The sequence below is a fragment of the Vibrio sp. YQ_11 genome (genome assembly GCF_043103065.1).
GTDB classification, from domain to species: Bacteria; Pseudomonadota; Gammaproteobacteria; order Enterobacterales; family Vibrionaceae; genus Vibrio; species Vibrio parahaemolyticus.
Map to the genome: position 1 here is coordinate 37,833 of NZ_JBICJM010000035.1, position 24,218 is coordinate 62,050.

The 24,218-nt window shown below is 45.8% G+C and carries 21 protein-coding genes; 16 read left to right on the forward strand and 5 right to left on the reverse strand.

The window, feature by feature from the left end; all coding sequences use genetic code 11:
• Positions 1–32 precede the first annotated feature (32 nt).
• From flgB to ACF8EG_RS13700, 14 genes are all read left to right on the forward strand, one after another.
• Positions 33–428 carry a flagellar basal body rod protein FlgB gene (gene flgB / locus ACF8EG_RS13635; protein ID WP_005462294.1) on the forward strand — a complete coding sequence of 132 codons (396 nt, stop codon included), beginning with the start codon at positions 33–35 and terminating at the stop codon, positions 426–428.
• A gap of 5 nt (positions 429–433) precedes the next feature.
• Positions 434–847: a flagellar basal body rod protein FlgC gene (gene flgC / locus ACF8EG_RS13640; protein WP_005462293.1), complete on the forward strand. Its 414-nt coding sequence runs from the start codon at positions 434–436 to the stop codon at positions 845–847.
• 17 nt (positions 848–864) lie between these two features.
• On the forward strand, positions 865–1,572 hold the full coding sequence (gene flgD / locus ACF8EG_RS13645; protein WP_005462292.1) for a flagellar hook assembly protein FlgD: 708 nt from the start codon (positions 865–867) through the stop codon (positions 1,570–1,572).
• A gap of 31 nt (positions 1,573–1,603) precedes the next feature.
• Entirely contained in the window at positions 1,604–2,917 is a 1,314-nt protein-coding gene (flgE, locus tag ACF8EG_RS13650; RefSeq protein WP_005462291.1) for a flagellar hook protein FlgE, read from the forward strand.
• A gap of 294 nt (positions 2,918–3,211) precedes the next feature.
• Entirely contained in the window at positions 3,212–3,961 is a 750-nt protein-coding gene (locus ACF8EG_RS13655; protein ID WP_005462290.1) for a flagellar basal body rod protein FlgF, read from the forward strand.
• An 18-nt stretch (positions 3,962–3,979) separates the two neighbouring features.
• Positions 3,980–4,768, forward strand: a complete 789-nt coding sequence (gene flgG / locus ACF8EG_RS13660; RefSeq protein WP_005382032.1) for a flagellar basal-body rod protein FlgG — start codon at positions 3,980–3,982, stop codon at positions 4,766–4,768.
• Between the two features lie 30 nt (positions 4,769–4,798).
• On the forward strand, positions 4,799–5,578 hold the full coding sequence (gene flgH, locus ACF8EG_RS13665) for a flagellar basal body L-ring protein FlgH (RefSeq protein WP_005462288.1): 780 nt from the start codon (positions 4,799–4,801) through the stop codon (positions 5,576–5,578).
• A 44-nt stretch (positions 5,579–5,622) separates the two neighbouring features.
• Positions 5,623–6,714, forward strand: coding sequence for a flagellar basal body P-ring protein FlgI (locus ACF8EG_RS13670; RefSeq protein ID WP_005454020.1), 1,092 nt, complete (start codon positions 5,623–5,625; stop codon positions 6,712–6,714).
• A 16-nt stretch (positions 6,715–6,730) separates the two neighbouring features.
• Positions 6,731–7,657 (forward strand): flagellar assembly peptidoglycan hydrolase FlgJ, encoded by a 927-nt coding sequence (flgJ, locus tag ACF8EG_RS13675; RefSeq protein WP_169609213.1) that lies wholly within the window; start codon positions 6,731–6,733, stop codon positions 7,655–7,657.
• Between the two features lie 161 nt (positions 7,658–7,818).
• Positions 7,819–9,759, forward strand: a complete 1,941-nt coding sequence (gene flgK / locus ACF8EG_RS13680; protein WP_206926142.1) for a flagellar hook-associated protein FlgK — start codon at positions 7,819–7,821, stop codon at positions 9,757–9,759.
• 13 nt (positions 9,760–9,772) lie between these two features.
• A complete protein-coding gene (gene flgL, locus ACF8EG_RS13685; protein WP_005482245.1) occupies positions 9,773–10,966 on the forward strand; it encodes a flagellar hook-associated protein FlgL in 1,194 nt (397 codons plus the stop codon).
• 435 nt (positions 10,967–11,401) lie between these two features.
• Complete coding sequence (locus ACF8EG_RS13690) at positions 11,402–12,556, forward strand: flagellin (protein ID WP_005462278.1); 1,155 nt, start codon at positions 11,402–11,404, stop codon at positions 12,554–12,556.
• A gap of 671 nt (positions 12,557–13,227) precedes the next feature.
• Positions 13,228–14,364: a flagellin gene (locus ACF8EG_RS13695; RefSeq protein WP_005481079.1), complete on the forward strand. Its 1,137-nt coding sequence runs from the start codon at positions 13,228–13,230 to the stop codon at positions 14,362–14,364.
• 116 nt (positions 14,365–14,480) lie between these two features.
• Positions 14,481–15,605: a flagellin gene (locus ACF8EG_RS13700; protein WP_169609215.1), complete on the forward strand. Its 1,125-nt coding sequence runs from the start codon at positions 14,481–14,483 to the stop codon at positions 15,603–15,605.
• A gap of 93 nt (positions 15,606–15,698) precedes the next feature.
• Here the strand turns inward: ACF8EG_RS13700 and crr are convergent, their stop codons facing one another.
• The 5 genes from crr to cysZ all read right to left on the reverse strand — a co-directional run bounded on the left by crr (position 15,699) and on the right by cysZ (position 20,626).
• Complete coding sequence (gene crr / locus ACF8EG_RS13705) at positions 15,699–16,208, reverse strand: PTS glucose transporter subunit IIA (RefSeq protein ID WP_005382041.1); 510 nt, start codon at positions 16,206–16,208, stop codon at positions 15,699–15,701.
• A gap of 121 nt (positions 16,209–16,329) precedes the next feature.
• Positions 16,330–18,054, reverse strand: a complete 1,725-nt coding sequence (ptsI, locus tag ACF8EG_RS13710) for a phosphoenolpyruvate-protein phosphotransferase PtsI (RefSeq protein ID WP_005489822.1) — start codon at positions 18,052–18,054, stop codon at positions 16,330–16,332.
• A 140-nt stretch (positions 18,055–18,194) separates the two neighbouring features.
• Complete coding sequence (locus tag ACF8EG_RS13715; protein ID WP_005436894.1) at positions 18,195–18,452, reverse strand: HPr family phosphocarrier protein; 258 nt, start codon at positions 18,450–18,452, stop codon at positions 18,195–18,197.
• A gap of 298 nt (positions 18,453–18,750) precedes the next feature.
• A complete protein-coding gene (cysK, locus tag ACF8EG_RS13720; RefSeq protein WP_005489833.1) occupies positions 18,751–19,719 on the reverse strand; it encodes a cysteine synthase A in 969 nt (322 codons plus the stop codon).
• 163 nt (positions 19,720–19,882) lie between these two features.
• Positions 19,883–20,626, reverse strand: a complete 744-nt coding sequence (cysZ, locus tag ACF8EG_RS13725; RefSeq protein WP_169609217.1) for a sulfate transporter CysZ — start codon at positions 20,624–20,626, stop codon at positions 19,883–19,885.
• Between the two features lie 249 nt (positions 20,627–20,875).
• On the opposite strand from cysZ, the gene zipA reads away from it, so the two are divergent.
• A complete protein-coding gene (zipA, locus tag ACF8EG_RS13730; RefSeq protein ID WP_169609219.1) occupies positions 20,876–21,826 on the forward strand; it encodes a cell division protein ZipA in 951 nt (316 codons plus the stop codon).
• An 89-nt stretch (positions 21,827–21,915) separates the two neighbouring features.
• Positions 21,916–23,928, forward strand: coding sequence for an NAD-dependent DNA ligase LigA (ligA, locus tag ACF8EG_RS13735; protein WP_031820434.1), 2,013 nt, complete (start codon positions 21,916–21,918; stop codon positions 23,926–23,928).
• Positions 23,929–24,218 lie beyond the last annotated feature (290 nt).

The window sequence follows — 24,218 nt, forward strand, 5'->3', positions numbered from 1 at the left end:
ATAACGGTCAGTTCTTAATTGTAGAGGCAAACATGGCTATATCTTTTGACAAGGCACTAGGCATCCACCAGCACACGGTGGGCGTACGTGAGCGCAATGCAGAGGTGATTTCCACCAACATCGCGCAAGCAAACACGCCTGGTTACAAAGCAAGAGGTCTAGACTTTGCCAAGGAATTACAAGCGGCAACATCTGGGGCAAGCATTGGTCTTAGCCGAACAGATGGTCGGCATATTCCTGCCACTACAACGTTGATGGGGGACAAACTGTATCGTCTTCCTACGCAACCAGACACGGGTGATGGCAACACCGTTGATTTGGATTTAGAGCGTAACTTATTTATGCAAAACCAAATCAGACACCAAGCATCACTCGACTTTCTAGGCGGCAAATTCAAGAACTTAACCAAGGCAATCAAAGGGGATTAATTTAGATGAGCTTATTTAACGTTTTCAATGTGACAGGTTCCGCAATGAGCGCTGAGTCTGTTCGTCTGAATACTACCTCGAGCAACTTGGCGAATGCCGACAGTGTCAGCAGCTCTGCGAAAGACACCTACAAAGCGCGTCATGCTGTATTTGGTGCTGAGTTAAGTAACGCCATGCGTGGCGGTGATACTGTGCCAGTGAAAGTTCTGGGAATTGTAGAAAGTGATAAGCCGCTTAGTGCGGAGTACAACCCTGATCATCCCCTTGCAAACGACGAAGGTTACATCTACAAGCCAAACGTCAATGTAATGGAAGAAATGGCCAACATGATTTCGGCTTCTCGCGCATACCAAACGAATGTGCAGGTTGCTGATTCTAGTAAACAAATGCTGCTGCGTACGCTGCAGATGGGTCAATAAGGATAAGGAGGTAGCGTATGGCCGGAATTAACAACGTTGGTCAAAGCGGCTTGTCCTATATCGACCAGCTTAAAAGTCTTCAAGAGAACAAAAAAGCGGAAGGGAGCACAGGTAAGCAGGACCTAAAACAGGAAGACTTCTTATCGTTGCTCACGAAGCAATTGTCTCAACAGGACCCTTTTAAGCCGGTAAGTAATGACCAGATGATTGCGCAAATGGCGTCATTTGCGACCGTAGATGGCATTGGCAAGATGAACACTCAGTTTGAGAGTTTGAACTCGTCAATGACATCGAACCAAGCGTTGCAAGCTTCCTCTTTGGTTGGGCGCGACGTATTGGTCCCAGGTGCGGCGGGTGTGAAGCAAGACGATGCGCCTATGGCGGCAATGGTTAAGCTTTCGAAATCTCTCGACAACTTGTTTGTTCGTGTAGAAGACGAAGCCGGCCAATTGGTTCGTACTTTTGAGGTAGGTGCGAAACCAGCCGGCGACACACGCGTACTTTGGGATGGTAATGATGAAAGCGGTAATCCATTGCCTGCTGGCAAATACAAAGTGAAAGCGTCTGGCTTAGTGGATGGGGAGTCACAAGAGTTCCCAGTGTCTACTTATGCCAACGTAAACAGCGTATTGCTGGGCAAAGGTGACGGAAACGTATTACTCAATCTGGCTGGTTTTGAATCACCAGTTCGACTTGCAGAAGTACTGGAAGTCGGCAAAGCGTAATCCATAACACGCTAGATTAGGAGATTTTGGAATGTCATATGTATCTTTAAGCGGTTTGTCCGCGGCTCAACTGGATTTAAATACAACCAGTAACAACATTGCGAACGCCAACACGTACGGCTTTAAAGAGTCTCGTGCGGAATTTGCTGATGTTTACTCAAACTCTTTGTTTACTAACGCGAAAACCACTCCGGGTGGCGGTGCACAAGCAAGCCAAGTGGCACAACAGTTCCACGAAGGCTCAAGCATTTACACCAACAACCCAATGGATTTGCGTGTATCGGGTACTGGCTTCTTCGCGGTAGCGAAAGATCGTCTCATCCCTCAACAAAATGAAATGACACGTAACGGTGCATTCCATTTGAACAAAGAAAACTACATGGTAACCGCGAACGATGAGTTCCTACTTGGTTATCAAGTAAACCCAGAGTCTGGTGAGGTTTCATCTTACGAGCCACAACCAATCAATATTCCTGCGGAATTTGGTAAGCCAAAACAAACAGCGAACATTGAAGTGGGCGTGAACTTACCTGCTAACGGTGATTTGAAAGATCCAACTCAGTTTGATTTTTCAGACCCAGATACATACAACCGTTCAACCTCTTCGACCATTTATGACTCGATGGGTCAATCTTACAAGTTAACAACGTACTACTTGAAAGATCAGACTCAGCCAAACACGTGGAACACTTACTACACAGTAACAGACAAGAGTGGTGAGAAGCCGTTAAACGTTGCAGGTGGTGATGCGCAAACACCAACAGGTCATATTGGTCACACCATGAAGTTCAACAACGATGGTACGTTGGCAAGCCTAAACAGCGGTAACCCGATTACTTCTGTTGCATTGGGTGATCCTGCAACAAACACCACGCCGCTTGATATGAATGGTGCAGATCCTGCTCAGACGCTTAACTTTGGTCTGGGTGCTGCGACACAATTTGCCGCCCCATTTGAGCTGACTAAGTTCGATGAAGATGGTGCGACAACGGGCTTCCTAACCAAAGTTGACTTTGATGAAAACGGCAGCGTATTGGGTACTTACTCAAACGGTGAAAACGTAACGTTGGGGCGTGTGGCGCTAGTTCGTGTTCCTAACGAGCAAGGTCTGGATAAGAAGGGCGGTACGCAATGGGATTCAACTCAGTTCTCTGGTGACAAGATTTGGGGTGAATCAAACAAAGGCTCTTTCGGTACTATCAACAACGGTATGCTGGAACAGTCAAACATTGATATGACTCAGGAGCTGGTGGATCTGATCTCTGCTCAGCGTAACTTCCAAGCAAACTCACGTTCGCTAGAAGTACATAACCAGCTACAACAAAATATCCTGCAGATTCGATAATCTGCGTTATTAAGTTAGGCGTGCTTTCGCCGCTTGGCTTTATAACATCATGACATTCATCTGATGCTTAGCCTGAAAACACCTCAGTTCAGGCTAAGCATGCTTTGATCTCTGGTTTGCCGCTGTTGCCGCTACATGGATCAAAATCTTGCCTCCCTTTGCAGTTTTCTTTCATTGAATATCCTTCTTGATTGCCTTTAATTTCATTCAAGTTTTTGATAAATAAGTCTATTTTTATCTTGGCATAACTATTGCTTTTACTCCGAAGTACAGAGACTTTTTTTGGAGTAAATTATGGATCGCGCACTGTTTCTCGCAATGAGTGGCGCCAAGCAAAATATGCAGGCTTTGCAATTGCGCGCTAACAACTTGGCTAACGTCAGCACGACGGGTTTTCGTGCGGATTTAGCACAGGCTCGCTCAATGCAAGCGTATGGCGATGGTTTGCCGTCACGCGTGTTTAGCATGACAGAGCGTCCGGGACATAATTTTGCTCAAGGCAGCGTGATCACGACTGGTCGCGATTTGGACATTACCGTCGAAGGCAGCGGTTGGATTTCTGTATTGGATCATACCGGAAAAGAAGGTTTGACCCGTAACGGTAACCTCAAAATTGACCAAAATGGCATGCTAACCAACGCAAGCGGTCATGCCGTTTTGGGTGAGAACGATGCGCCAATCACTCTGCCAATCCCACTCTCCAAAATCGAAATCGGTCGTGATGGCACCATCTCTGTACTTCCACAAGGTGCGCCGGCTGAAGAATTACAAATCGTTGATCGTATCAAGCTTGTGAAAACTGACGATCAAAGCTTATTTAAAGACACCAATGGCTTATTTCGCCATAAAACTCCAAACCAGCCTTACGAAGCAGACGGCACTATCAGCATCCAAACTGGTGCGATTGAAGGTAGTAACGTGAATGCCGTAGGTGAAATGACCGCGCTGATTGACCTTCAACGTCAATTCGAAATGCAGGTCAAAATGATGAGCACCGCTGAAGAGATGGACAAATCTTCAGATTCATTGCTTCGTATGAGTTAACAGAGTTAGAGGTTCACTATGCATCCAGCACTATGGGTAAGTAAAACAGGTCTAGACGCCCAACAAACCAACATCGCTACGATTTCGAACAACTTGGCGAACGCCTCGACCGTGGGCTACAAAAAAAGCCGTGCGGTCTTTGAAGATTTGTTCTATCAAAACATCAACCAGCCGGGTGGTCAGTCTTCTCAAAACACCGAGCTGCCAAGTGGCTTGATGCTTGGTGCTGGTTCTAAAGTGGTTGCAACGCAAAAAGTGCACACGCACGGTAATGCGCAAACCACCACCAACGCATTGGACATGATGGTGGAAGGCGATGGTTTCTTCCAAGTGACTCTGCCTGACGGCAACATCGGTTACACCCGTAACGGCCAGTTCACGCTAAATGGTGAAGGCACGTTAGTGACATCTGGTTCTGGTTACCCAGTAGAACCTGAAATTGTGATTCCTGAAGATGCGATTTCTATCACTGTCGGTACGGACGGTGAAGTATCTGTGCGCGTACGTGGTCAGCAAGATAACCAAGTCGTTGGTCAGTTGACTATTACAGACTTTGTTAACCCAGGTGGCCTAGAGCCAATCGGTCAGAACCTTTACTTGCCAACAGGCGCAAGTGGCGACCCGCAAGAAGGTGTTCCGGGTTTGGACGGTTTGGGTGAAATTCGCCAATCGATGCTAGAAGCCTCCAACGTAAACGTGACAGAAGAATTGGTCAACATGATCGAAGCTCAGCGCGTGTACGAAATGAACTCTAAAGTAATCTCATCAGTCGATAAGATGATGAGCTTCGTTAACCAGCAGTTGTAACGGCGAAAGTTAGCCATTAAGGAGCTCATAATGAAACGAATCTGTTTACTTGCGCTGATCACAACCATGTCTGGCTGTGCGATGTTAGAACCCATCGAAACGGATGAAGTGACGCAAGCGACTACCGTTGTGGATGCGGTTGAAGGCGATAAGTCGAAAGACGAGAGTAGCGGCATCGTTGATACACTGCGCGGCAGAAATGATCCGGTTGCTGGTGATCCAGCGTGGGCTCCAATCCATCCAAAACAAAAGCCTGAGCATTATGCTGCGGCGACGGGTTCTCTGTTTAGCCCAGAGCACATTACCGATTTGTATGACGACTCTAAACCTCGCGGCATTGGCGACATCATCACAGTCACGTTAGATGAAACCACCAGTGCGACGAAGAGCGCTAACGCGGACTTGTCGAAAACCAACGAAGCGCAAATGGATCCGTTACAAGTGGGCGGTGAAGAGCTGAAAGTAGGCGGCAAGTACAACTTCTCGTATGACTTAAACAACACCAACACCTTTGCTGGCGACTCTTCTGCGAAGCAGAGTAACAGCATTAGTGGTTACATTACGGTCGAAGTGATCGAAGTGCTGGCAAACGGCAACCTCGTGATCCGTGGTGAGAAGTGGATGACGCTAAATACGGGTGACGAGTACATTCGCTTAAGCGGCACAATTCGTCCTGATGACATCAACTTCGACAACACAATTGCGTCAAATCGCGTGTCTAACGCAAGAATTCAATATTCAGGAACCGGTCTGTCGCAAGATATGCAAGAGCCTGGTTTCTTGGCACGATTCTTTAATGTAGCGCTATAAGACGCCGCACTGACGGCAAATTGACTGCAAGAGATTAAGTAAGCATGAAAAGAATCGTTTTATTACTGATGAGCGTTGCTCTGTTTTCTACAGCCGCCCAAGCCGCACGAATCAAAGACGTCGCGCAAGTGGCAGGCGTGCGAAGCAACCAACTCGTGGGTTATGGTTTGGTTTCAGGCTTACCAGGTACGGGCGAAGCGAACCCATTTACTGAGCAAAGTTTCGCGGCCATGCTGCAAAACTTCGGCATTCAACTGCCGCCGGGTACCAAGCCAAAAATCAAGAACGTTGCCGCGGTTATGGTCACGGCAGAGTTGCCGCCATTTTCTAAGCCGGGTCAACAAGTGGACGTGACTGTATCGTCAATCGGTAGTGCGAAAAGCCTACGTGGTGGTACGCTTCTACAAACGTTCCTTAAAGGTCTAGATGGTCAAGTTTACGCGGTTGCACAAGGTAACTTAGTGGTGAGCGGCTTCAGTGCTGAAGGCGCTGACGGTTCAAAAATTGTTGGTAACAACCCAACCGTTGGTCTTATCTCTAGTGGTGCGACGGTAGAGCGCGAAATTCCAAACCCATTCGGTCGTGGTGATTACATTACTTTCAACTTGCTTGAATCTGATTTCACGACCGCACAACGCATGGCGGATGCGGTAAACAACTTCCTTGGCCCACAAATGGCTAGTGCAGTCGATGCGACGTCGGTACGCGTGCGTGCCCCTCGTGATGTCAGCCAGCGTGTGGCGTTTTTGTCCGCGATTGAAAACCTAGAGTTTGACCCAGCTGATGGCGCGGCGAAGATCATTGTTAACTCCCGTACTGGCACGATTGTCGTTGGCAAACACGTGCGTCTTAAGCCTGCGGCAGTGACGCATGGTGGCATGACTGTCGCCATCAAAGAAAATCTAAACGTTAGCCAACCAAACAGCTTCTCTGGCGGCCAAACGGTCGTGGTGCCCGATTCAGATATCGAAGTGACGGAAGAAAAAGGCAAGATGTTCAAATTCGAGCCGGGTTTAACGCTGGATGACCTCGTACGTGCGGTGAATGAAGTGGGCGCAGCACCTTCTGATTTGATGGCCATCTTACAAGCATTGAAACAAGCTGGTGCCATCGAAGGCCAGTTGATCATCATTTAATGGTTAGGAGGTTGCGATGATGAAGAATCCTAACGATATCGGTTTTATTCACGATATTAGCTCACTCGATAGCCTGCGTCAGAAAGCGGTGAAAGAGGGCAAAGATGGCGAGCAAGAAGCACTGCATGCGGCTGCTCGTCAGTTTGAGTCTATCTTTACATCCATGATGCTGAAGTCGATGCGCGAAGCGAACGAAGGCTTCGAGTCGAACATCATGAATAGCCAAAATGAGAAATTTTACCGCCAGATGCTTGATGAGCAGATGGCGAGTGAACTGAGCGCAAATGGCTCTATGGGCTTGGCAGATATGATAGTGGCACAGCTGACGGCTGGCCAAGGCAATGATAAGAGCGAAACGGCAATGCGCGATGCGGCAAACAGCGCCGTAGAATATCGTCGCGTGGACCCTAAAAAAGCGCGTGAAATTGAAAAGCGTTTGATTGAGTCCGGCGAACTTTCCCGTACCAGCCATACTCCCGCTAAGTTTGATTCGCCAGAATCTTTTGTGAACTCCATGAAGCCATACGCTCAAAAGGCGGCGAAAGCGTTGGGTGTCGAACCATCATTGCTTCTTGCTCAAGCAGCTCTGGAAACTGGCTGGGGACAAAAAGTGGTGCAAAATGCTCGTGGTAGCAGTAACAACTTGTTCAACATCAAAGCAGACAGAAGCTGGCAAGGTGACAAAGTCACCACGCAAACATTGGAATTTCATGACAATACGCCAGTGAAAGAGACGGCAGCGTTTCGTTCTTACTCGAACTATCAAGATAGTTTCAACGACTACGTCCGTTTCTTGAATGACAATCCACGTTACGAGACGGCATTGCAGCAACGTGGAGATTCTGAATCCTTTATTCGCGGTATTCATCGAGCAGGTTATGCGACGGATCCAACCTACGCCGACAAAGTTCTGCAAGTGAAGCAGAAAATCGAAAGTATGTGACCTTTTTGGGTTGCCGCGTACGCGAATCATTGAGGCTTGCCATCGTGCAAGCCTTTATTTTACCTGAATTTACTACTCTAAATTCCACTTGGCACATCTTTTGCTTTTACTTGTCTAGGTGATCGGTATTTACCGATCTTATTTCGTTTTTGGGGGCAGGTATGGCGTCAGATCTTCTGAATGTAGGTACTCAAAGTGTGCTTACTGCTCAGAGGCAGTTAAATACTACTGGTCATAACATTTCTAATGTTAATACAGAAGGTTACAGCCGTCAGTCAGTGATTCAGGGTACCAACGATCCACGTATGTTTGGTGGTTCGACCTACGGCATGGGTGTGCATGTGGAAAATGTTCGCCGCTCGTGGGACCAATTTGCCGTTAATGAACTCAACCTGTCCTCTACAAGCAATGCGAATAAAACGGATACCCAAGATAACTTAGACATGCTTTCTAGCATGTTGAGCTCTGTTGCATCGAAGAAGATCCCAGAAAACCTCAACGAGTGGTTTGATGCTGTGAAAACCATGGCAGACACACCAAACGATTTAGGTGCGCGTAAAGTTGTGTTGGAAAAGGCAAAAATCTTTTCAGACACATTAAACGACTTTCACGAAACGGTGCGACTGCAGTCAGACGTGACCAATAAAAAATTGGACATGGGCATTGAGCGCATTAACCAACTGGCGCTAGAAATTCGTGACATCCACCGCTTGATGATGCGCACTCCTGGTCCACATAACGATTTGATGGATCAGCATGAAAAGCTGATTACCGAGCTGTCGGAATACACTAAGGTCACTGTGACCCCACGTAAAAACGCTGAAGGCTTCAACGTGCACATCGGCAATGGTCATACCTTGGTGTCGGGCACAGAGGCAAGCCAATTAAAAATGATTGATGGTTACCCAGACGTGCACCAACGACGTCTAGCGATGGTCGAAGGCGATGGCATCAAAGCGATTAAGGCCGACGACATGGACGGCAAAATCGGCGCGCTACTCGACATGCGTGATAAACACATTCCGCAACTGCTGGATGAAATGGGGCGCTTAGCTACCGGATTCTCTTACAAGGTCAACCAACTGCAATCGCAAGGTTTGGATCTCAACGGCAAAATCGGTAAAGACGTTTTCACCGATGTGAATTCTGAGCTGGTGGCTAAATCACGAGTGTTTACTGCACCAAACTCGAAAGCGGACGTTGCCGTTTATGTCGATGATATTTCGGCGTTGAAAGGTGGCGAATATGCGCTGCGCTTCGATGGTGATCGCTACAGCGTGACAACACCGAAAGGCGAGCAAGTTCAGATAGATATAGACCAGTCGGATTCTAACTTCGTATTGGATGGCATGAGAGTGCAAATCGGCGAAGGCCTTGCCGCTGGCGAACGAGTGCTGCTGCGTCCTACTCGCAGTGGTGCTGCCATCATCAAGATGGAAACCAACGACGCTAAATCCATTGCCGCACAAAGTTATGAAGCGTCTACGACGTTTGCTCAAGGCAGTGCGAAATTCAATATTCGTGAAGCGGGTGATGTAAAAGAGTTTGAAGTGACGGTTCAGCCGCCCGATGAAAAGCACGACAAAGCGTGGCTAAAGATTACCGATAACAAAGGTAACTTATTGTCCGATAAATACTCTTATCCGTTAGACAAAGATGATCCGCTGATTGAAATCTCAGTGCCGAAGAGTCATCCGCTATACAAAAATGGCGATGCAACCATCTTTGAACTGACAGAAGGCGCACTGCTGAACGACAAATTTACGGCCAACTTGGTGCCGTCAGAAGGTGGTAACGGCAACTTGAGAAAGATGCAGCAATTACAAACCAACAAAATGATGGATGGTAAATCGAGCACCTTGATTGACGTTTACCACAATCTTAATACTGAAGTGGGTTTGAAATCGGCAACGGCTAACCGCTTAGCATCGGTTGCGCGTTTAGAGCATGAAGCCGCTCAAGAACGTGTAGCATCGATTGCGGGTGTGAACCTCGATGAAGAGGCCGCCAACATGATGAAGTTTCAACAAGCTTACATGGCTTCATCACGCGTGATGCAGGCGGCAAATGACACCTTCAACACCATTTTGCAACTGAGGTAAGGAGAAGAGATAAGTGTTAACTCGAATTTCTAGTTTCCATAACTATCAGTCCGTACAAAATGACTTGCGTCGCCAAGAGAACAAGATCCATCACAACCAAGAGCAACTTGCCTCAGGTAAGAAGCTGCTTAAACCAAGTGATGATCCGCTGGCTGCGCATTACATTCAGAATATTGGCCAGCAGCAAGAGCAGTTAAAGCAATATTTAAGTTCGATTGTGTTGGTGCGTAACCGTTTAGAAAACCACGAAGTGAACATCGCGAACGCAGAAAGCTTCGCTGATGAATCGAAACGTCTCACCATGGAAATGATCAACGGTGCGTTTTCTGCCGAAGACCGACAAGCGAAAAAGCGTGAGTTGGAAGAAATTGCAAATAACTTCCTTAACTTAGTGAATGCGCAAGATGAATCGGGCAACTACGTGTTTGCGGGGACAAAGCCGAAAAGCCAGCCATTTTATCGTGATAAAGATGGCAGCGTGCAATACGCTGGTGATGATTACCAACGCAAAATGAAAGTGTCCAGCATGCTGGATATGCCGATGAACGATCCTGGTAGCAAACTGTTCATGGAAATCCCAAACCCGTTTGGTGATTACCAGCCTAGTTACGATTTACAAAGCGGCTCTGACTTACTGCTAAGCAAAGCAACCAATGTGGATGCGAAGGACACCGCTTCTTATCGCGTGACGTTTGTCGATATGAATAACGGCAAGTTTGGCTACCAATTGGAGCGAAACGGCAAAGTGGTGGACGCTGACGAATTTTCGCCAGAAAAAGGCATCGAGTACAAAGGACTTAAAGTGCATGTGAAAGGGCAAATTACCCCTGGAGACAGCATCGGCATCGAAAAACGTGAGTCCTTCAGTATTTTCGATACCTTTAAGGAAGCGATGTCTTGGTCGGATAAATCCGTCTCCGATACATCAGCGACCGCGAAGTTGCACCAAATGACAGAGGAATTTCAAGCCGCGTTCATCCATTTGAACAAAGCTCGAACCGACGTGGGTGCAAGGCTGAGCACGCTCGATATTCAAGAGCAAAACCACGAAGACTTTAACTTGTCTTTGGCAAAAGCAAAGAGCAATTTTGAGGACTTGGATTACTCCAAAGCCGTGATCGAGTTCAGTGAGAACTCGCGTGCATTGCAGGCCTCGCAACAAGCTTTTGGCAAAACAAAAGACCTGACATTGTTTAACTACATTTAATGATTTGACGGCCAGCGGCGAATAACGACAACGAGAGATTTTGATGCCTTATGTGCCAAGCCTTAAGTGCGAGAAATTTCAAATGTCGTTGAGGTGAGTGAGCGGCATGTTTTTACCGAATGCGGCAAAGGCACCAGTGGCAATGTGAGCGGCAAGCTTCTCTTGGTGTGAAAATATCTTCATCTCATAGAGAAAGAGGTCGAAAACAGCGAGTGTGTTATCTAACTTATTGTTTATTTATCTATTTTAATTTGGAATCGATATCTTAAATAAGTTGGCACACAAATTGTATTGAATAATGTCAGAACAGATTTCGAGATTCTAAACCCTGCGTTAAAGGCAGATTTAGCAAGTAATTTTTACGGTCAGTGCTTATCCAAATGAGAGTAAAGCTGGCCGCTTCGCAAAAGCTTGCGAACTCAAAAGGAGAGCAAAATGGCTGTAACAGTTAGTACTAACGTCTCCGCGATGACCGCGCAGCGTTACTTAAATAAAGCGACCAACGAGCTGAATACCTCGATGGAGCGTCTATCATCAGGTCACAAAATTAACAGTGCAAAAGACGATGCAGCAGGTCTGCAGATCTCTAACCGTCTAACGGCACAGTCTCGTGGTCTTGATGTGGCAATGCGTAACGCGAACGATGGTATCTCTATCGCTCAAACGGCTGAAGGTGCGATGAACGAAGCAACGTCAGTGATGCAGCGTATGCGTGACTTGGCTATCCAGTCATCAAACGGTACTAACTCTCCAGCTGAGCGTCAGGCAATCAACGAAGAATCAATGGCGTTGGTTGACGAACTGAACCGTATCGCAGAAACCACATCATTCGGTGGTCGTCGTCTATTGAACGGCTCATTCGGTGAAGCGGCATTCCAAATCGGTGCGAGCTCTGGTGAAGCGATGATCATGGGTCTAACTAGTATTCGTGCAGATGACACTCGTATGGGCGGTGTGACATTCTTCTCTGAAGTAGGAAAAGGTAAAGATTGGGGTGTTGATCCAACTAAAGCCGATCTAAAAATCACGCTTCCTGGCATGGGTGAAGACGAAGATGGTAATGTTGATGATCTAGAAATCAATATCAACGCGAAAGCGGGTGATGACATCGAAGAGCTAGCAACGTACATCAATGGTCAATCAGACATGATCAACGCGTCTGTAAGCGAAGATGGCAAGCTGCAAATTTTTGTTGCTCATCCAAACGTTCAGGGTGACATCTCGATCTCTGGTGGTCTTGCTTCTGAGCTAGGCCTAAGTGATGAGCCAGTAAGAACATCAGTACAAGATATTGATATGACAACGGTTCAAGGCTCTCAGAACGCGATTTCTGTACTGGACTCTGCACTGAAATACGTGGATTCACAACGTGCGGATCTTGGTGCGAAACAAAACCGTCTGAGCCACAGCATCAACAACTTGGCAAATATCCAAGAAAACGTTGACGCGTCGAACAGCCGAATTAAAGACACGGACTTTGCGAAAGAAACAACGCAAATGACCAAAGCACAAATTTTGCAACAAGCAGGTACTTCGATTCTTGCTCAAGCGAAACAGTTGCCAAACTCTGCAATGTCACTATTGCAGTAGTTTATACCAATTACAGTGAATAAAAGTTCAGAAATAGCGTAGATTCAATGCTTGAGAACGAGGAACAGTTTTTCGATAAGTAGTCATTCTACAGTCAAAAACTTTAACATAGTTATCGAGCATTTGAGCAAGCTAGGGTGGGCAGTTATTTACTACGATTGGTATCCTCTAGCCTGTATTCAATACATTCAGACGTGGATGGGAATGCGGGCTTTTGGCAAGCAACTTTATAACAGAATGAATGGCTCTCTCATCTCTCACCTGCCAATCATTTTCAATGTAGAGTTGCACCCGGTATGCCGGAAATGTGTTCATTTCTCTTGATCTCCACATAGGCTCTGGCGACCAACCTAGCCCCAGTTCTCTCAAAGGAAAAGGGGCTTTTTCTTTTCTGCATTTTCCTTCTTTTATGTTCTCTATTCATTTCCTTATCTCTTATTTTTGATGCTTTTCTGTACAATTTGGCCCTCTCGGCTCAATTTGTAGAAACTTGAGCACTTTTTCTGACTTTTCTTCAATTTTTTTAGCCAAATCTCGCAGTGTTATTTTTTTAAATTTTTTTCTAAAGCTTCTGAATTTGGTGTCGTTAATAGAAGTAACTTTGAGAGAACTACTTGGTTTTCCGAGACGTCGGAAACCGCTACATCGGAAAATCAATTGGAGAAATCACCATGGCAGTGAATGTAAACACTAACGTATCAGCGATGACCGCGCAGCGTTACCTAAACAACGCAAACTCAGCACAACAAACCTCAATGGAGCGTTTGTCTTCAGGTTTCAAAATCAACAGCGCAAAAGATGACGCTGCGGGTCTACAAATCTCGAACCGTTTGAACGTACAAAGCCGTGGCCTGGATGTGGCTGTTCGCAACGCGAACGACGGTATCTCTATTGCACAAACTGCTGAAGGTGCAATGAACGAGACCACCAACATCCTACAACGTATGCGTGACTTGTCTCTACAATCAGCAAACGGCTCAAACTCGAAAGCAGAGCGCGTTGCGATTCAAGAAGAAGTGACAGCACTAAACGACGAACTAAACCGTATCGCAGAAACCACATCTTTTGGTGGTAACAAGCTACTAAACGGTACACATGGTGCGAAATCGTTCCAAATCGGTGCTGATAACGGTGAAGCAGTAATGCTTGAGCTTAAGGACATGCGCTCAGATAACAAAATGATGGGCGGTGTGAGCTACCAAGCTGAAAGCGGTAAAGGCAAAGACTGGAACGTTGCACAAGGCAAAAACGACCTAAAAATCAGCCTAACTGACAGCTTTGGTCAAGAGCAAGAAATCAACATCAACGCGAAAGCGGGCGATGACATCGAAGAGCTAGCAACGTACATCAACGGTCAAACAGACCTAGTGAAAGCGTCAGTAGACCAAGATGGCAAACTGCAAATCTTTGCTGGTAACAACAAAGTAGAAGGCGAAGTGTCATTCTCTGGCGGTCTGTCTGGTGAACTAGGCCTAGGCGACGACAAGAAAAACGTTACGGTTGATACTATCGACGTAACTTCAGTTGGCGGCGCACAAGAATCAGTAGCAATCATTGATGCGGCACTGAAATACGTAGACAGCCACCGTGCAGAGCTGGGTGCATTCCAGAACCGTTTCAACCATGCAATCAGCAACTTGGACAACATTAACGAGAACGTGAACGCGTCGAAGAGCCGTATCAAAGATACCGACTTCGCGAAAGAAACGACGGCAATGACCAAGTCACAAATTCTATCGCAAGCGTCAAGCTCAATCCTTGCGCAAGCGAAACAAGCGCCAAACTCAGCGCTAAGTCTTCTAGGTTAATCTACCTAACACGACAAGATACAAAAGCCAGGCTCATCCCTGGCTTTTTGCTTATCGGCTATACCGATTTAGATGCGTCCTAACAGGATGTTCGACAAGGCATTCATATCGATTAGATGGTCTCTTTAAATACCAATGTTGCCGCAATGATGACGCAGCGACATCTTAGCCAAGCAGCCGATCAAAACGTTGAGTCACAGAGAAACCTGTCTTCGGGATATCGGATTAACTCAGCAAGCGACGATGCTGCAGGCCTACAAATATCGAATACTCTCCATGTTCAAACGAGAGGGATTGATGTCGCCTTAAGGAATGCTCACGATGCCTATTCGGTCGCTCAAACCGCAGAAGGCGCGTTGCATGAGAGCAGTGATATTCTGCAACGGTTACGCTCTCTCGGGCTTCAGGCCGCAAATGGCAGCCATGAACAGGATGATCGTACAAGTCTTCAACAAGAAGTGATTGCACTACAAGATGAATTGGATCGTGTGGCAATCACGACGACATTCGCGGATAAAAACCTCTTCAATGGCTCTTATGGTTCTCAGAGTTTTCATATTGGCGCCAATGCGAACTCTATATCATTGACGCTCAGAAACATGCGTACGCACATACCTGAAATGGGCGGGCAACATTATCTGGGTGACAGTTTAGACAAAGACTGGCGGGTAACGAGAGATAACCAACAGTTCGCGTTTGAATATCAAGACAATGAAGGCCAAACACAATCTAAAGCATTAACACTCAAAGTAGGCGATAACCTTGAAGAAGTGGCAACCTACATTAATGCCCAGCAATCGGTAGTCGATGCTTCTGAAACGCAAGATCATCAATTGCAGTTTTTTACCTCGACACTGAATGCGCCAGAAGGCGTCACATGGAAAGGCAATTTTGCCGATGAGATGGATATAGGTTCCGGTGAGTTGGTGACCGTTGATGATCTCGATATGTCGACAGTAGGAGGCGCTCAGCTTGCCATTAGTGTGGTGGATGCGGCGATAAAGTATGTTGATTCTCATCGCAGTGAAATAGGTGGATTTCAGAACCGTGTGAGTGGTACGATCGATAATTTAAACACCATTAACCGGAGTGTTTCGGAGTCAAAAGGGCGAATTCGAGATACAGACTTTGCTCGGGAGTCGACAGAAATGGTGCGCTCTCAGGTGCTGCAGGATGCGACAACTGCATTACTCGCTCAAGCGAAGCAAAGGCCGAGCTCAGCACTAGGCTTGCTCAGTTGAACGTGTTTCAGCGATGCGCATCGACCAGAAAAAATTCAGATAATAAAAAACGCTGCCATTGGCAGCGTTTTTTCGTGTTCGGATAAGTAAAAATTACTTAGTTACACGTAGAACTGGAGTTTCACCAACAGTTACAGAACCAGAAAGCTTGTTCAGCTCTTTGATTTCGTCCATGTTAGAGATAACAACTGGAGTTAGTGTTGACTTCGCTTTCTCTTCTAGAAGAGCTAGATCGAATTCAATTACAGTGTCGCCAGCTTTAACAGTTTGACCTTCTTCAGCGATACGCGTGAAGCCTTCGCCTTTAAGTTCAACTGTATCGATACCGAAGTGAACGAAAAGCTCAACACCGTCGTCAGACTCGATAGAGAATGCGTGGTTAGTTTCGAAGATCTTACCGATAGTACCGTTTACAGGAGCTACCATTTTGTTGCCTGCTGGCTTGATAGCAATACCGTCACCAACGATTTTCTCAGCGAAAACAACATCTGGCACATCTTCAATGTTTACGATTTCACCAGATAGTGGTGCGATGATTTCGATTGCACCAGCGTCAGCGCTGTCATCAGATACAAGCTTCTTAAGTTTGTCAAACAGACCCATTGTGTCATGCTCCTAAGGTTTGGTTTTATTCTGTCGAATTATAGTATACCAATATAGCCCATTAGACGACTTTTTTCGCCGTCTAATGGCCATTAAGTATTGAATAACTTGGTACTACTGATTATTGAGTTTTCTCAGCAATGAACTTTTCAACTACTGCTTCAATTTCTGCTGCAGTAGGTAGAGAAAGTGCTTCTTCAGCCATTGCTTTCACTTCTGCGAAGTTAGAGTTACGGATAACTTTCTTCACTTTAGGGATAGAGATACCGCTCATTGAGAACTCATCCAGACCCATACCTAGAAGTAGAAGTGTTGCACGTTCATCGCCTGCAAGCTCACCACACATACCAGTCCACTTACCTTCAGCGTGAGAAGCGTCGATAACTTGCTTGATCACGGTTAGTACAGCTGGTGATAGAGGGTTGTAAAGATGAGAGATCATCTCGTTACCACGGTCTACCGCTAGAGTGTACTGAGTAAGGTCGTTGGTGCCGATAGAGAAGAAAGATACTTCCTTCGCTAGGTGGTGTGCGATCGCTGCTGCTGCAGGTGTTTCAACCATTACACCGATTTCGATGTTTTCGTCGAATGCAAGACCTTCAGCACGTAGCTCTGCTTTGTACTCTTCGATTGCGTTCTTAAGCTCGCGGATTTCTTCAACAGAGATGATCATTGGGAACATGATACGTAGCTTACCGTGTGCAGACGCACGTAGGATGCCACGTAGTTGATCACGAAGGATTTCACGACGATCCAAGCTGATACGTACTGCACGCCAACCTAGGAACGGGTTCATCTCTTGAGGTAAATCCATGTATGGTAGATCTTTATCGCCGCCGATATCCATAGTACGGATGATCACAGCTTGACCGTTCATTGCTTCTGCAACTTCTTTGTACGCTTGGTACTGTTCTTCTTCAGTTGGTAGCGCAGTACGGTCCATAAATAGGAATTCAGTACGGTACAGACCAACGCCTTCACCACCGTTACGGATGATACCGTCACAGTCTTTCACTGTACCGATGTTGCCGCAAACTTCTACGCGGTGACCATCTGTTGTTTCTGCGTGTAGGTCTTTAAGTTTTGCTAGCTCTTCTTTCTCAGCTAGGAATGCAGCTTTAACCGCTTTCGCTTCTTCTACTTCAGCTTCTGATGGATTAACAACGATCTTGTTGTTCATCGCGTCAAGAATCAGCATGTCGCCATTCTTAACTTTCTTAGTGATGTCGTTAGTACCAACGATAGCAGGAAGCTCAAGAGAGCGAGCCATGATAGAAGTGTGTGAAGTACGACCACCGATGTCACAAGCAAAACCCAGCACGTAGTCTAGGTTGATTTGCGCTGTTTCAGATGGCGTTAGGTCGTAAGCAACTAGGATAACTTCTTCATTGATGTCGCTTAGCGAAACGATGTTGATGCCTAGTGCGTTCTTCACGAAACGAGAACCGATATCACGGATGTCAGTTGCACGTTCTTTTAGGTATTCGTCGTCTAGAGACTCAAGAGCACATGCTTGCTCTTCGATCACTGAGTGGATAGCGTGATCAGCAGTCATCTTGTCGTTTTTGATAAGTGCTAGGATTTCTTCTTCTAGCTCTTCGTCTTCAAGAAGCATGATATGACCTTCAAAGATCGCTTCTTTTTCTTCGCCGAAAGTTTCAAGCGCTTTTTGCTTGATAGTTTCTAGCTGAGCTGCAGATTTGTTACGAGCGTCAAAGAAACGTGCAACTTCTGCTTCTACTTGATCATCAGAAATAGTGTTTGTGTTTAGGACAATTTCATCTTCTTGAAGTAGTAGTGCTTTACCGATTGCAATACCAGGAGATGCTAGGATGCCTGAAATCATAGCCTTACCTTAAGTTTGGTCAACTTTATAAAACGGGAGAATAATGGGTGCGCTAACGAATAGTTTTAGCTTAGTTTTGAGCCTATTTCCAACGAAGCCATTTTGCTTTCACAAAATGGCTTCTGGAGTAGGAGACCGGATTAGTGTAGTTGGTCCATTAGAGCAACTAGGTGGTCTACAGCTTGCTGAGCTTGTGGGCCTTCAGCAGAAATAGTAACAAGAGTACCTTTTACTAGGCCTAGTGTTTGTAGTTTGAATAGGCTCTTAGCGCTAGCGCTTTTACCGTTAGAAGTCACAGTGATGTCCGCGTCGAATGCTTTAGCTTCTTTAACGAACTGTGCAGCTGGACGAGTGTGAAGACCGTTTTCTGCTGTGATTTCTACTTGCTTCTCGTACATGTGATATACCCCAATAAATGTATTTTTTTGTTAGTTTGTGACTAGATTTAGCTTAACTGCTTTATATCTTGTGCGCTAGCACGGGAGAGTTCAAAGCGTGTCAGTTCTGATACTAGTCAAAAGTTTGGTAACTACGCAACTGTTTGCGTGCGCAATTACTTTGAAACCTTTTTGTGTTCTGCTTCTTTATTTTGAAGCTAGAAATAAAACACCCTGATATTACCAAAGGTAGGGCAGGGATCAACAAAAAAGCCCCTGAACGGGGCTTTTTTAGACGAAAAATTGATTTGACCACATATTATTGTTGGTTCTCTTTTTCGGTAAAGATACCAGCAAATAGCGCCGTACTTAGGTAGCGTTCACCAGAGCTTGGCAGAATTGTTACGATGGTTTTTCCTTCAAATTCAGGTAGTTCTGCAATTCGGTTCGCAGCAACGACAGCGGCGCCTGAAGAGATGCCCGCAAGGATGCCTTCTTCTTCCATTAGTCGACGAGCCATCTCAATTGCTTCTTCAGAAGTCACTGGCTCAACTCGGTCGATAATGTCCAAATCTAGGTTTCCAGGAATGAAACCTGCACCGATACCTTGGATTTTGTGTGGTGCTGGTTGAATTTCTTCGCCTGCTAGTGCTTGCGCGATTACTGGTGATTCTGCAGGTTCTACAGCAACAGAAGTGATCGCTTTACCTTTCTCACCTTTAATGTAACGGCTTGTACCAGTGATAGTGCCACCCGTACCAACGCCTGCTACTAGCACATCGATTTCACCGTCTGTCGCATCCCAGATTTCAGGGCCAGTTGTTTTCTCGTGAATTTGTGGGTTAGCAGGGTTGTTGAACTGTTGTAGAAGAAGGTATTTTTCAGGATTGCTTGCTACGATCTCTTCTGCTTTAGCAATTGCGCCTTTCATGCCTTTCGCTGCTTCAGTTAGCTCAAGGTTTGCGCCTAGTGCTTTAAGTAGCTTGCGGCGCTCAAGGCTCATTGATTCAGGCATAGTTAGAGTCAATTTGTAACCGCGAGCGGCTGCTACGAACGCTAATGCGATACCTGTGTTACCACTGGTTGGTTCTACTAGCTCTACGCCTGGCTTTAAAGTGCCAGCTTTTTCTGCTTCCCAAATCATGTTTGCACCGATACGGCACTTAACACTGAAGCTTGGGTTGCGTGCTTCAATTTTCGCTAGAACGTTACCTTTGCTCACTTTGTTTAGGCGAACTAGGGGCGTATTACCAATGGTAAGAGAGTTATCTTCGTAGATTTTGCTCATAGTGATGTTCCTTCATTACACGTTGTGTGAATATGGATAGAAGAATATGCGGTATAAAAAAAAGGGAAAAGGATTAAAAAGTTATATCTTATTAGGTTGGCCGAGAATTTAGTAAAAAGAAAGGGAAGCGCATCGAACAACCTTCCCTTTCACTAAATTTGACCTAGCGCTGATGTTTAAACTCTGCCACCCACATGGCGGTCGCACCGCATATTGCAACAGGCATGACGATAAGGTTCAAAATTGGAATCGTTGTGAATACTGAAACCAACACACCAAAGCCATAGGCTTTACCTTGCTTTTGTTTCAATTTGTAACGCATGTCGTTGAACGGAATTTTGTGGTTATCGAACGGGTAATCACAATATTGAATCGCGAGCATCCACGCGGTAAAGATAAACCATAAAACCGGGCCGACAGTTTGCCCTAGTGCTGGGATAAGTAAGAGCAAAAACAAGCCAATTGCTTTAGGCAGTGTATAAAGCAGTTTTCTCCATTCGCGAGCAAGTACGCGAGGCACATCTTTTAGAACAGCCGTAAAGCCGTCGTCATTAATTTTTTTTCCGGTTAGCGTCTCTTCAACTTTTTCTGCTAACAGCCCGTTGAAGGGAGCGGCAATAAAGTTGGCTAACGTGCTAAAGAAATAAGAGAAGGTGGCCAGTATCGTTAGAGCAAGTATGGGCCACAAGATATACGTGAGCCAAGAGAGAAACTCTGGTAACTGTCCAATCCAACCTTCAATCCACATGTTCAAGTGGGAGAATAGATAGAAGATAGCCCCACCCACGAGAATAATATTTGCTAAAAGTGGTAACACGACAAAACGTCTTATCTCTGGAGAGAGCGCCAATTGAATTCCGTATAGGAAGTAACCGAATCCGGTTCGTTGCTGATTGTTAATCTTCATATCCAATATTTTCGTGTGAGTGAGAACTCATTGTACCTGTCGATGATTTTCTTTCAATGCCCTAACAATTAGGGTCTTGCAAAGTGGAATCGTGGCAAGAATCACAACAAAAAACGGAACTTCTTGCATTAAGTTGTTCTAAACCTACATATAGTTTTGGTAAAGTAAACGTATCATTCAGATTTATTGCACTTGGGTTGCTGCTCAAGGAATTGCGAGTAGTAAAAACAGGTATATTGAGAGTAAATAATGCAGGAATTGCGATTCGTACTCATTGTTGTTGGCGCATTAGCCATCGCGGCATTGCTGTTTCATGGTTTGTGGAGCAGTAAGAAAGAAGGCAAAGCAAAATTTGGCAACAAGCCACTTGGTAAGCTGGATGTTGACCAAGGAGATAAAGATTCGGTTGAGCAAGAGCGCAGTTTCGCTCCTGCCCCTGAAGACGATTTCGAAATCATCCGTAAAGATCGCAAAGAACCAGACTTTGGGATGGAAAATACGTTTGATAGTAAGTTTGAGGCAGATCCCTTGCTTGGTGGTGTGACAGAAGAAAAGCCTTCTGTAAAAGAAAAAGCCGAGGAAATCCCTTCTTTTGTCGCGATGAAAAACGATGTTGAAGATGTAGCAATTCAGCCGTCTGAAGTCGAAGAGCCAATGCAAGAGGTGATTGAAGAAGAGATCATGCCTTCTGCATTTGATGCGTCTAAACAAGAGATGGAAATGGTTGAAGAAGTGGCTCCTGCCGTTGTTGAACAACCAGAAGAGCCAAAGCCAGAGCCGGAAATGCAAGTGATCGTGTTGAATGTTCATTGTGCGGGCGAAGAACCATTTATTGGCACTGAACTTTTTGACAGTATGCAGCAAAATGGTCTTATCTATGGCGAGATGCATATCTTCCATCGTCATGTTGATTTATCTGGTAACGGTAAAGTGCTGTTCAGTGTGGCTAACATGATGCATCCGGGCACACTTGAGCATGGTGATCCCGCAGAGTTTTCGACGAAAGGCATTTCCTTCTTTATGACGTTGCCTTGCTATGGCGAAGCTGAGCAAAACTTCAACTTGATGTTGAGAACTGCGCAGCAGATTGCGGATGATATGGGAGGAAATGTTCTCGATGACAAGAGAAACTTAATGACTCCTGACCGTTTAGCTGCTTATCGACGCCAAATAGTTGAGTTTAATGCGGCTAACGCATAATCTTACTACCCAATTATAAAAGGGCTCCGATTGGAGCCCTTTTTCATGGATTCCCAACCTCATCGATTGACAATATACGGGGCTTTACTATGTCTGAATCAGTACATCAACGGCTAGAAGAACTCAAAGAGTCGTTGCACTACCACGCCGTTCGCTACTACGTGGAAGATAATCCAGAGATTCCAGATGCAGAATACGACCGCCTAATGCGTGAACTGCTAGAAATTGAAGCTCAACATCCTGATTTAGTGACGGTTGATTCGCCAAGTCAGCGAGTGGGGGGTAAGCCGCTTTCTGAATTTAGTCAGGTGACACACGAAGTCCCAATGTTGTCATTGGATAACGCATTCGACGACAGTGAACTCGACAGCTTTCATAAACGTGCTCAAGACCGAATCGGTGGAGAAAGCATTAAGCAGTATTGTTGTGAACCAAAGCTAGATGGCTTAGCCGTGAGTCTGTTGTATGAAAACGGTATTTTAGTTCAAGCGGCAACGCGTGGTGATGGTACTACGGGTGAAAACATCACTGAAAACGTGCGCACCATTAATGCCATTCCTCTGAAGCTGAGGGGTGATGACTGGCCAGCTCGTCTTGAGGTCCGCGGTGAAGTGTTTATGCCGAAAGCAGGCTTTGAAAAGTTGAATGAGCTTGCGCGTCAGAAGGGCGAAAAAGTATTTGTGAACCCTCGCAATGCAGCAGCAGGCAGTCTACGTCAATTAGATTCGCGTATTACGGCTTCGCGCCCACTTAGCTTCTACGCATACAGTGTTGGAGTTGTGCAAGGGGCTGATTTGGCAGCCAGTCACTATGAGCGTTTTCTGCAGATAAAATCTTGGGGGCTGCCAATGTGTCCAGAGACCAAGCGAGTCGACAGTTTGGCAGACGTAAAAACTTATTATCAAGACATTCTGCAGCGTCGTGATGCATTACCTTACGAAATTGACGGAGTCGTGATCAAAATTGACGATATTGCCGTTCAAGAGCGCCTGGGTTTTGTTGCTCGCGCTCCACGTTGGGCGATCGCATACAAATTCCCGGCTCAAGAAGAAATCACAACATTGAATGAAGTTGAGTTCCAAGTTGGCCGAACGGGAGCGATCACTCCGGTTGCTAAGTTAGAGCCCGTGTTTGTTGGTGGCGTGACGGTGAGTAACGCAACGCTGCATAATGCGGATGAAATTGAGCGCCTTCAAGTAAAGATTGGTGATCAGGTCGTGATTCGTCGTGCTGGCGATGTGATTCCTCAAGTGGTTTCTGTCATCAAAGAGCGTCGACCAGAAACGGCGCGAGATATTATTTTCCCAACTCAGTGTCCTGTTTGTGGTTCGCACGTAGAGCGTATCGAAGGGGAGGCGGTGACTCGATGTACTGGCGGTTTGGTCTGTCAAGCTCAACGTAAGCAAGCGCTCAAGCACTTCGTCTCACGTAAAGCGTTGGATGTTGATGGTTTAGGTGACAAAGTTATCGAGCAATTGGTCGATCGTGAAATGGTAGAAACCCCTGCCGATCTGTTCAAGCTTTCGGCTGGCGTATTAACCGTATTGGAGCGCATGGGGCCAAAATCTGCTCAAAACATTGTTAATGCGTTAGAAAAATCGAAGTTAACAACCTTGCCACGTTTCTTATACTCGTTAGGTATTCGAGAAGTGGGCGAGGCAACGGCGGCAAACCTAGCTCAACACTTTAAATCACTGGAAGCGATTCAAGCTGCAACGGAAGAACAACTTATTGCTGTTCAAGATATTGGTGTGGTAGTTGCGAAGCACATTACGACTTTCTTTGAAGAAGAGCAAAACCAAGCTGTTGTTCAAGATCTCCTTGTGCAAGGTATCCACTGGCCAGAAGTTAGTGCACCTGAGCAAGGCGCAGCACTGCCACTAGAAGGTAAAACTGTCGTGCTAACGGGTACACTATCTCAACTTGGACGAACTGAAGCAAAAGAGGCGTTGCAATCTTTGGGTGCAAAAGTCACTGGCAGTGTTTCCAAGAAAACCGATATTTTATTTGCTGGTGAAAATGCAGGTTCTAAGCTCACTAAGGCTCAAGAATTGGGTATCGAGATAAAAACTGAGCAAGACTTGCTTGAATTGATAAATTAAGCACTATCAAAAAAGATAAAAAATAACTAAAAGCCCCACAGGCAAAGCTTGTGGGGCTTTTTCTTTACGCATATTAAGTGTGTTTGTATGCCTTGGTTTTGTGTTTTCTGCGTTTCAGTGATCAGGATCTCCCCTTCGAATATCCGAATCTATTTGTATTCAAGTCTGCGATGCACTTCATGTTGAATGTTTGCGTGGTGATTTAAGTGTTTGAATTTAAATGTATATATTCAATGTTGCGGTATTGGTGTTAAAAATAAGATCTGGATCAATAACTTATATGGAACTTT

Excerpts from the sequence above, each read along its gene's own strand:
- flgB (WP_005462294.1), top strand. The coding sequence starts at position 33 with ATGGCTATATCTTTTGACAAGGCACTAGGCATCCACCAGCACACGGTG.
- flgC (WP_005462293.1), top strand. The coding sequence starts at position 434 with ATGAGCTTATTTAACGTTTTCAATGTGACAGGTTCCGCAATGAGCGCT.
- flgD (WP_005462292.1), top strand. The coding sequence starts at position 865 with ATGGCCGGAATTAACAACGTTGGTCAAAGCGGCTTGTCCTATATCGAC.
- flgE (WP_005462291.1), top strand. The coding sequence starts at position 1,604 with ATGTCATATGTATCTTTAAGCGGTTTGTCCGCGGCTCAACTGGATTTA.
- ACF8EG_RS13655 (WP_005462290.1), top strand. The coding sequence starts at position 3,212 with ATGGATCGCGCACTGTTTCTCGCAATGAGTGGCGCCAAGCAAAATATG.
- flgG (WP_005382032.1), top strand. The coding sequence starts at position 3,980 with ATGCATCCAGCACTATGGGTAAGTAAAACAGGTCTAGACGCCCAACAA.
- flgH (WP_005462288.1), top strand. The coding sequence starts at position 4,799 with ATGAAACGAATCTGTTTACTTGCGCTGATCACAACCATGTCTGGCTGT.
- ACF8EG_RS13670 (WP_005454020.1), top strand. The coding sequence starts at position 5,623 with ATGAAAAGAATCGTTTTATTACTGATGAGCGTTGCTCTGTTTTCTACA.
- flgJ (WP_169609213.1), top strand. The coding sequence starts at position 6,731 with ATGATGAAGAATCCTAACGATATCGGTTTTATTCACGATATTAGCTCA.
- flgK (WP_206926142.1), top strand. The coding sequence starts at position 7,819 with ATGGCGTCAGATCTTCTGAATGTAGGTACTCAAAGTGTGCTTACTGCT.
- ACF8EG_RS13690 (WP_005462278.1), top strand. The coding sequence starts at position 11,402 with ATGGCTGTAACAGTTAGTACTAACGTCTCCGCGATGACCGCGCAGCGT.
- ACF8EG_RS13695 (WP_005481079.1), top strand. The coding sequence starts at position 13,228 with ATGGCAGTGAATGTAAACACTAACGTATCAGCGATGACCGCGCAGCGT.
- ACF8EG_RS13700 (WP_169609215.1), top strand. The coding sequence starts at position 14,481 with ATGGTCTCTTTAAATACCAATGTTGCCGCAATGATGACGCAGCGACAT.
- crr (WP_005382041.1), bottom strand. The coding sequence starts at position 16,208 with ATGGGTCTGTTTGACAAACTTAAGAAGCTTGTATCTGATGACAGCGCT.
- ptsI (WP_005489822.1), bottom strand. The coding sequence starts at position 18,054 with ATGATTTCAGGCATCCTAGCATCTCCTGGTATTGCAATCGGTAAAGCA.
- ACF8EG_RS13715 (WP_005436894.1), bottom strand. The coding sequence starts at position 18,452 with ATGTACGAGAAGCAAGTAGAAATCACAGCAGAAAACGGTCTTCACACT.
- cysK (WP_005489833.1), bottom strand. The coding sequence starts at position 19,719 with ATGAGCAAAATCTACGAAGATAACTCTCTTACCATTGGTAATACGCCC.
- cysZ (WP_169609217.1), bottom strand. The coding sequence starts at position 20,626 with ATGAAGATTAACAATCAGCAACGAACCGGATTCGGTTACTTCCTATAC.
- zipA (WP_169609219.1), top strand. The coding sequence starts at position 20,876 with ATGCAGGAATTGCGATTCGTACTCATTGTTGTTGGCGCATTAGCCATC.
- ligA (WP_031820434.1), top strand. The coding sequence starts at position 21,916 with ATGTCTGAATCAGTACATCAACGGCTAGAAGAACTCAAAGAGTCGTTG.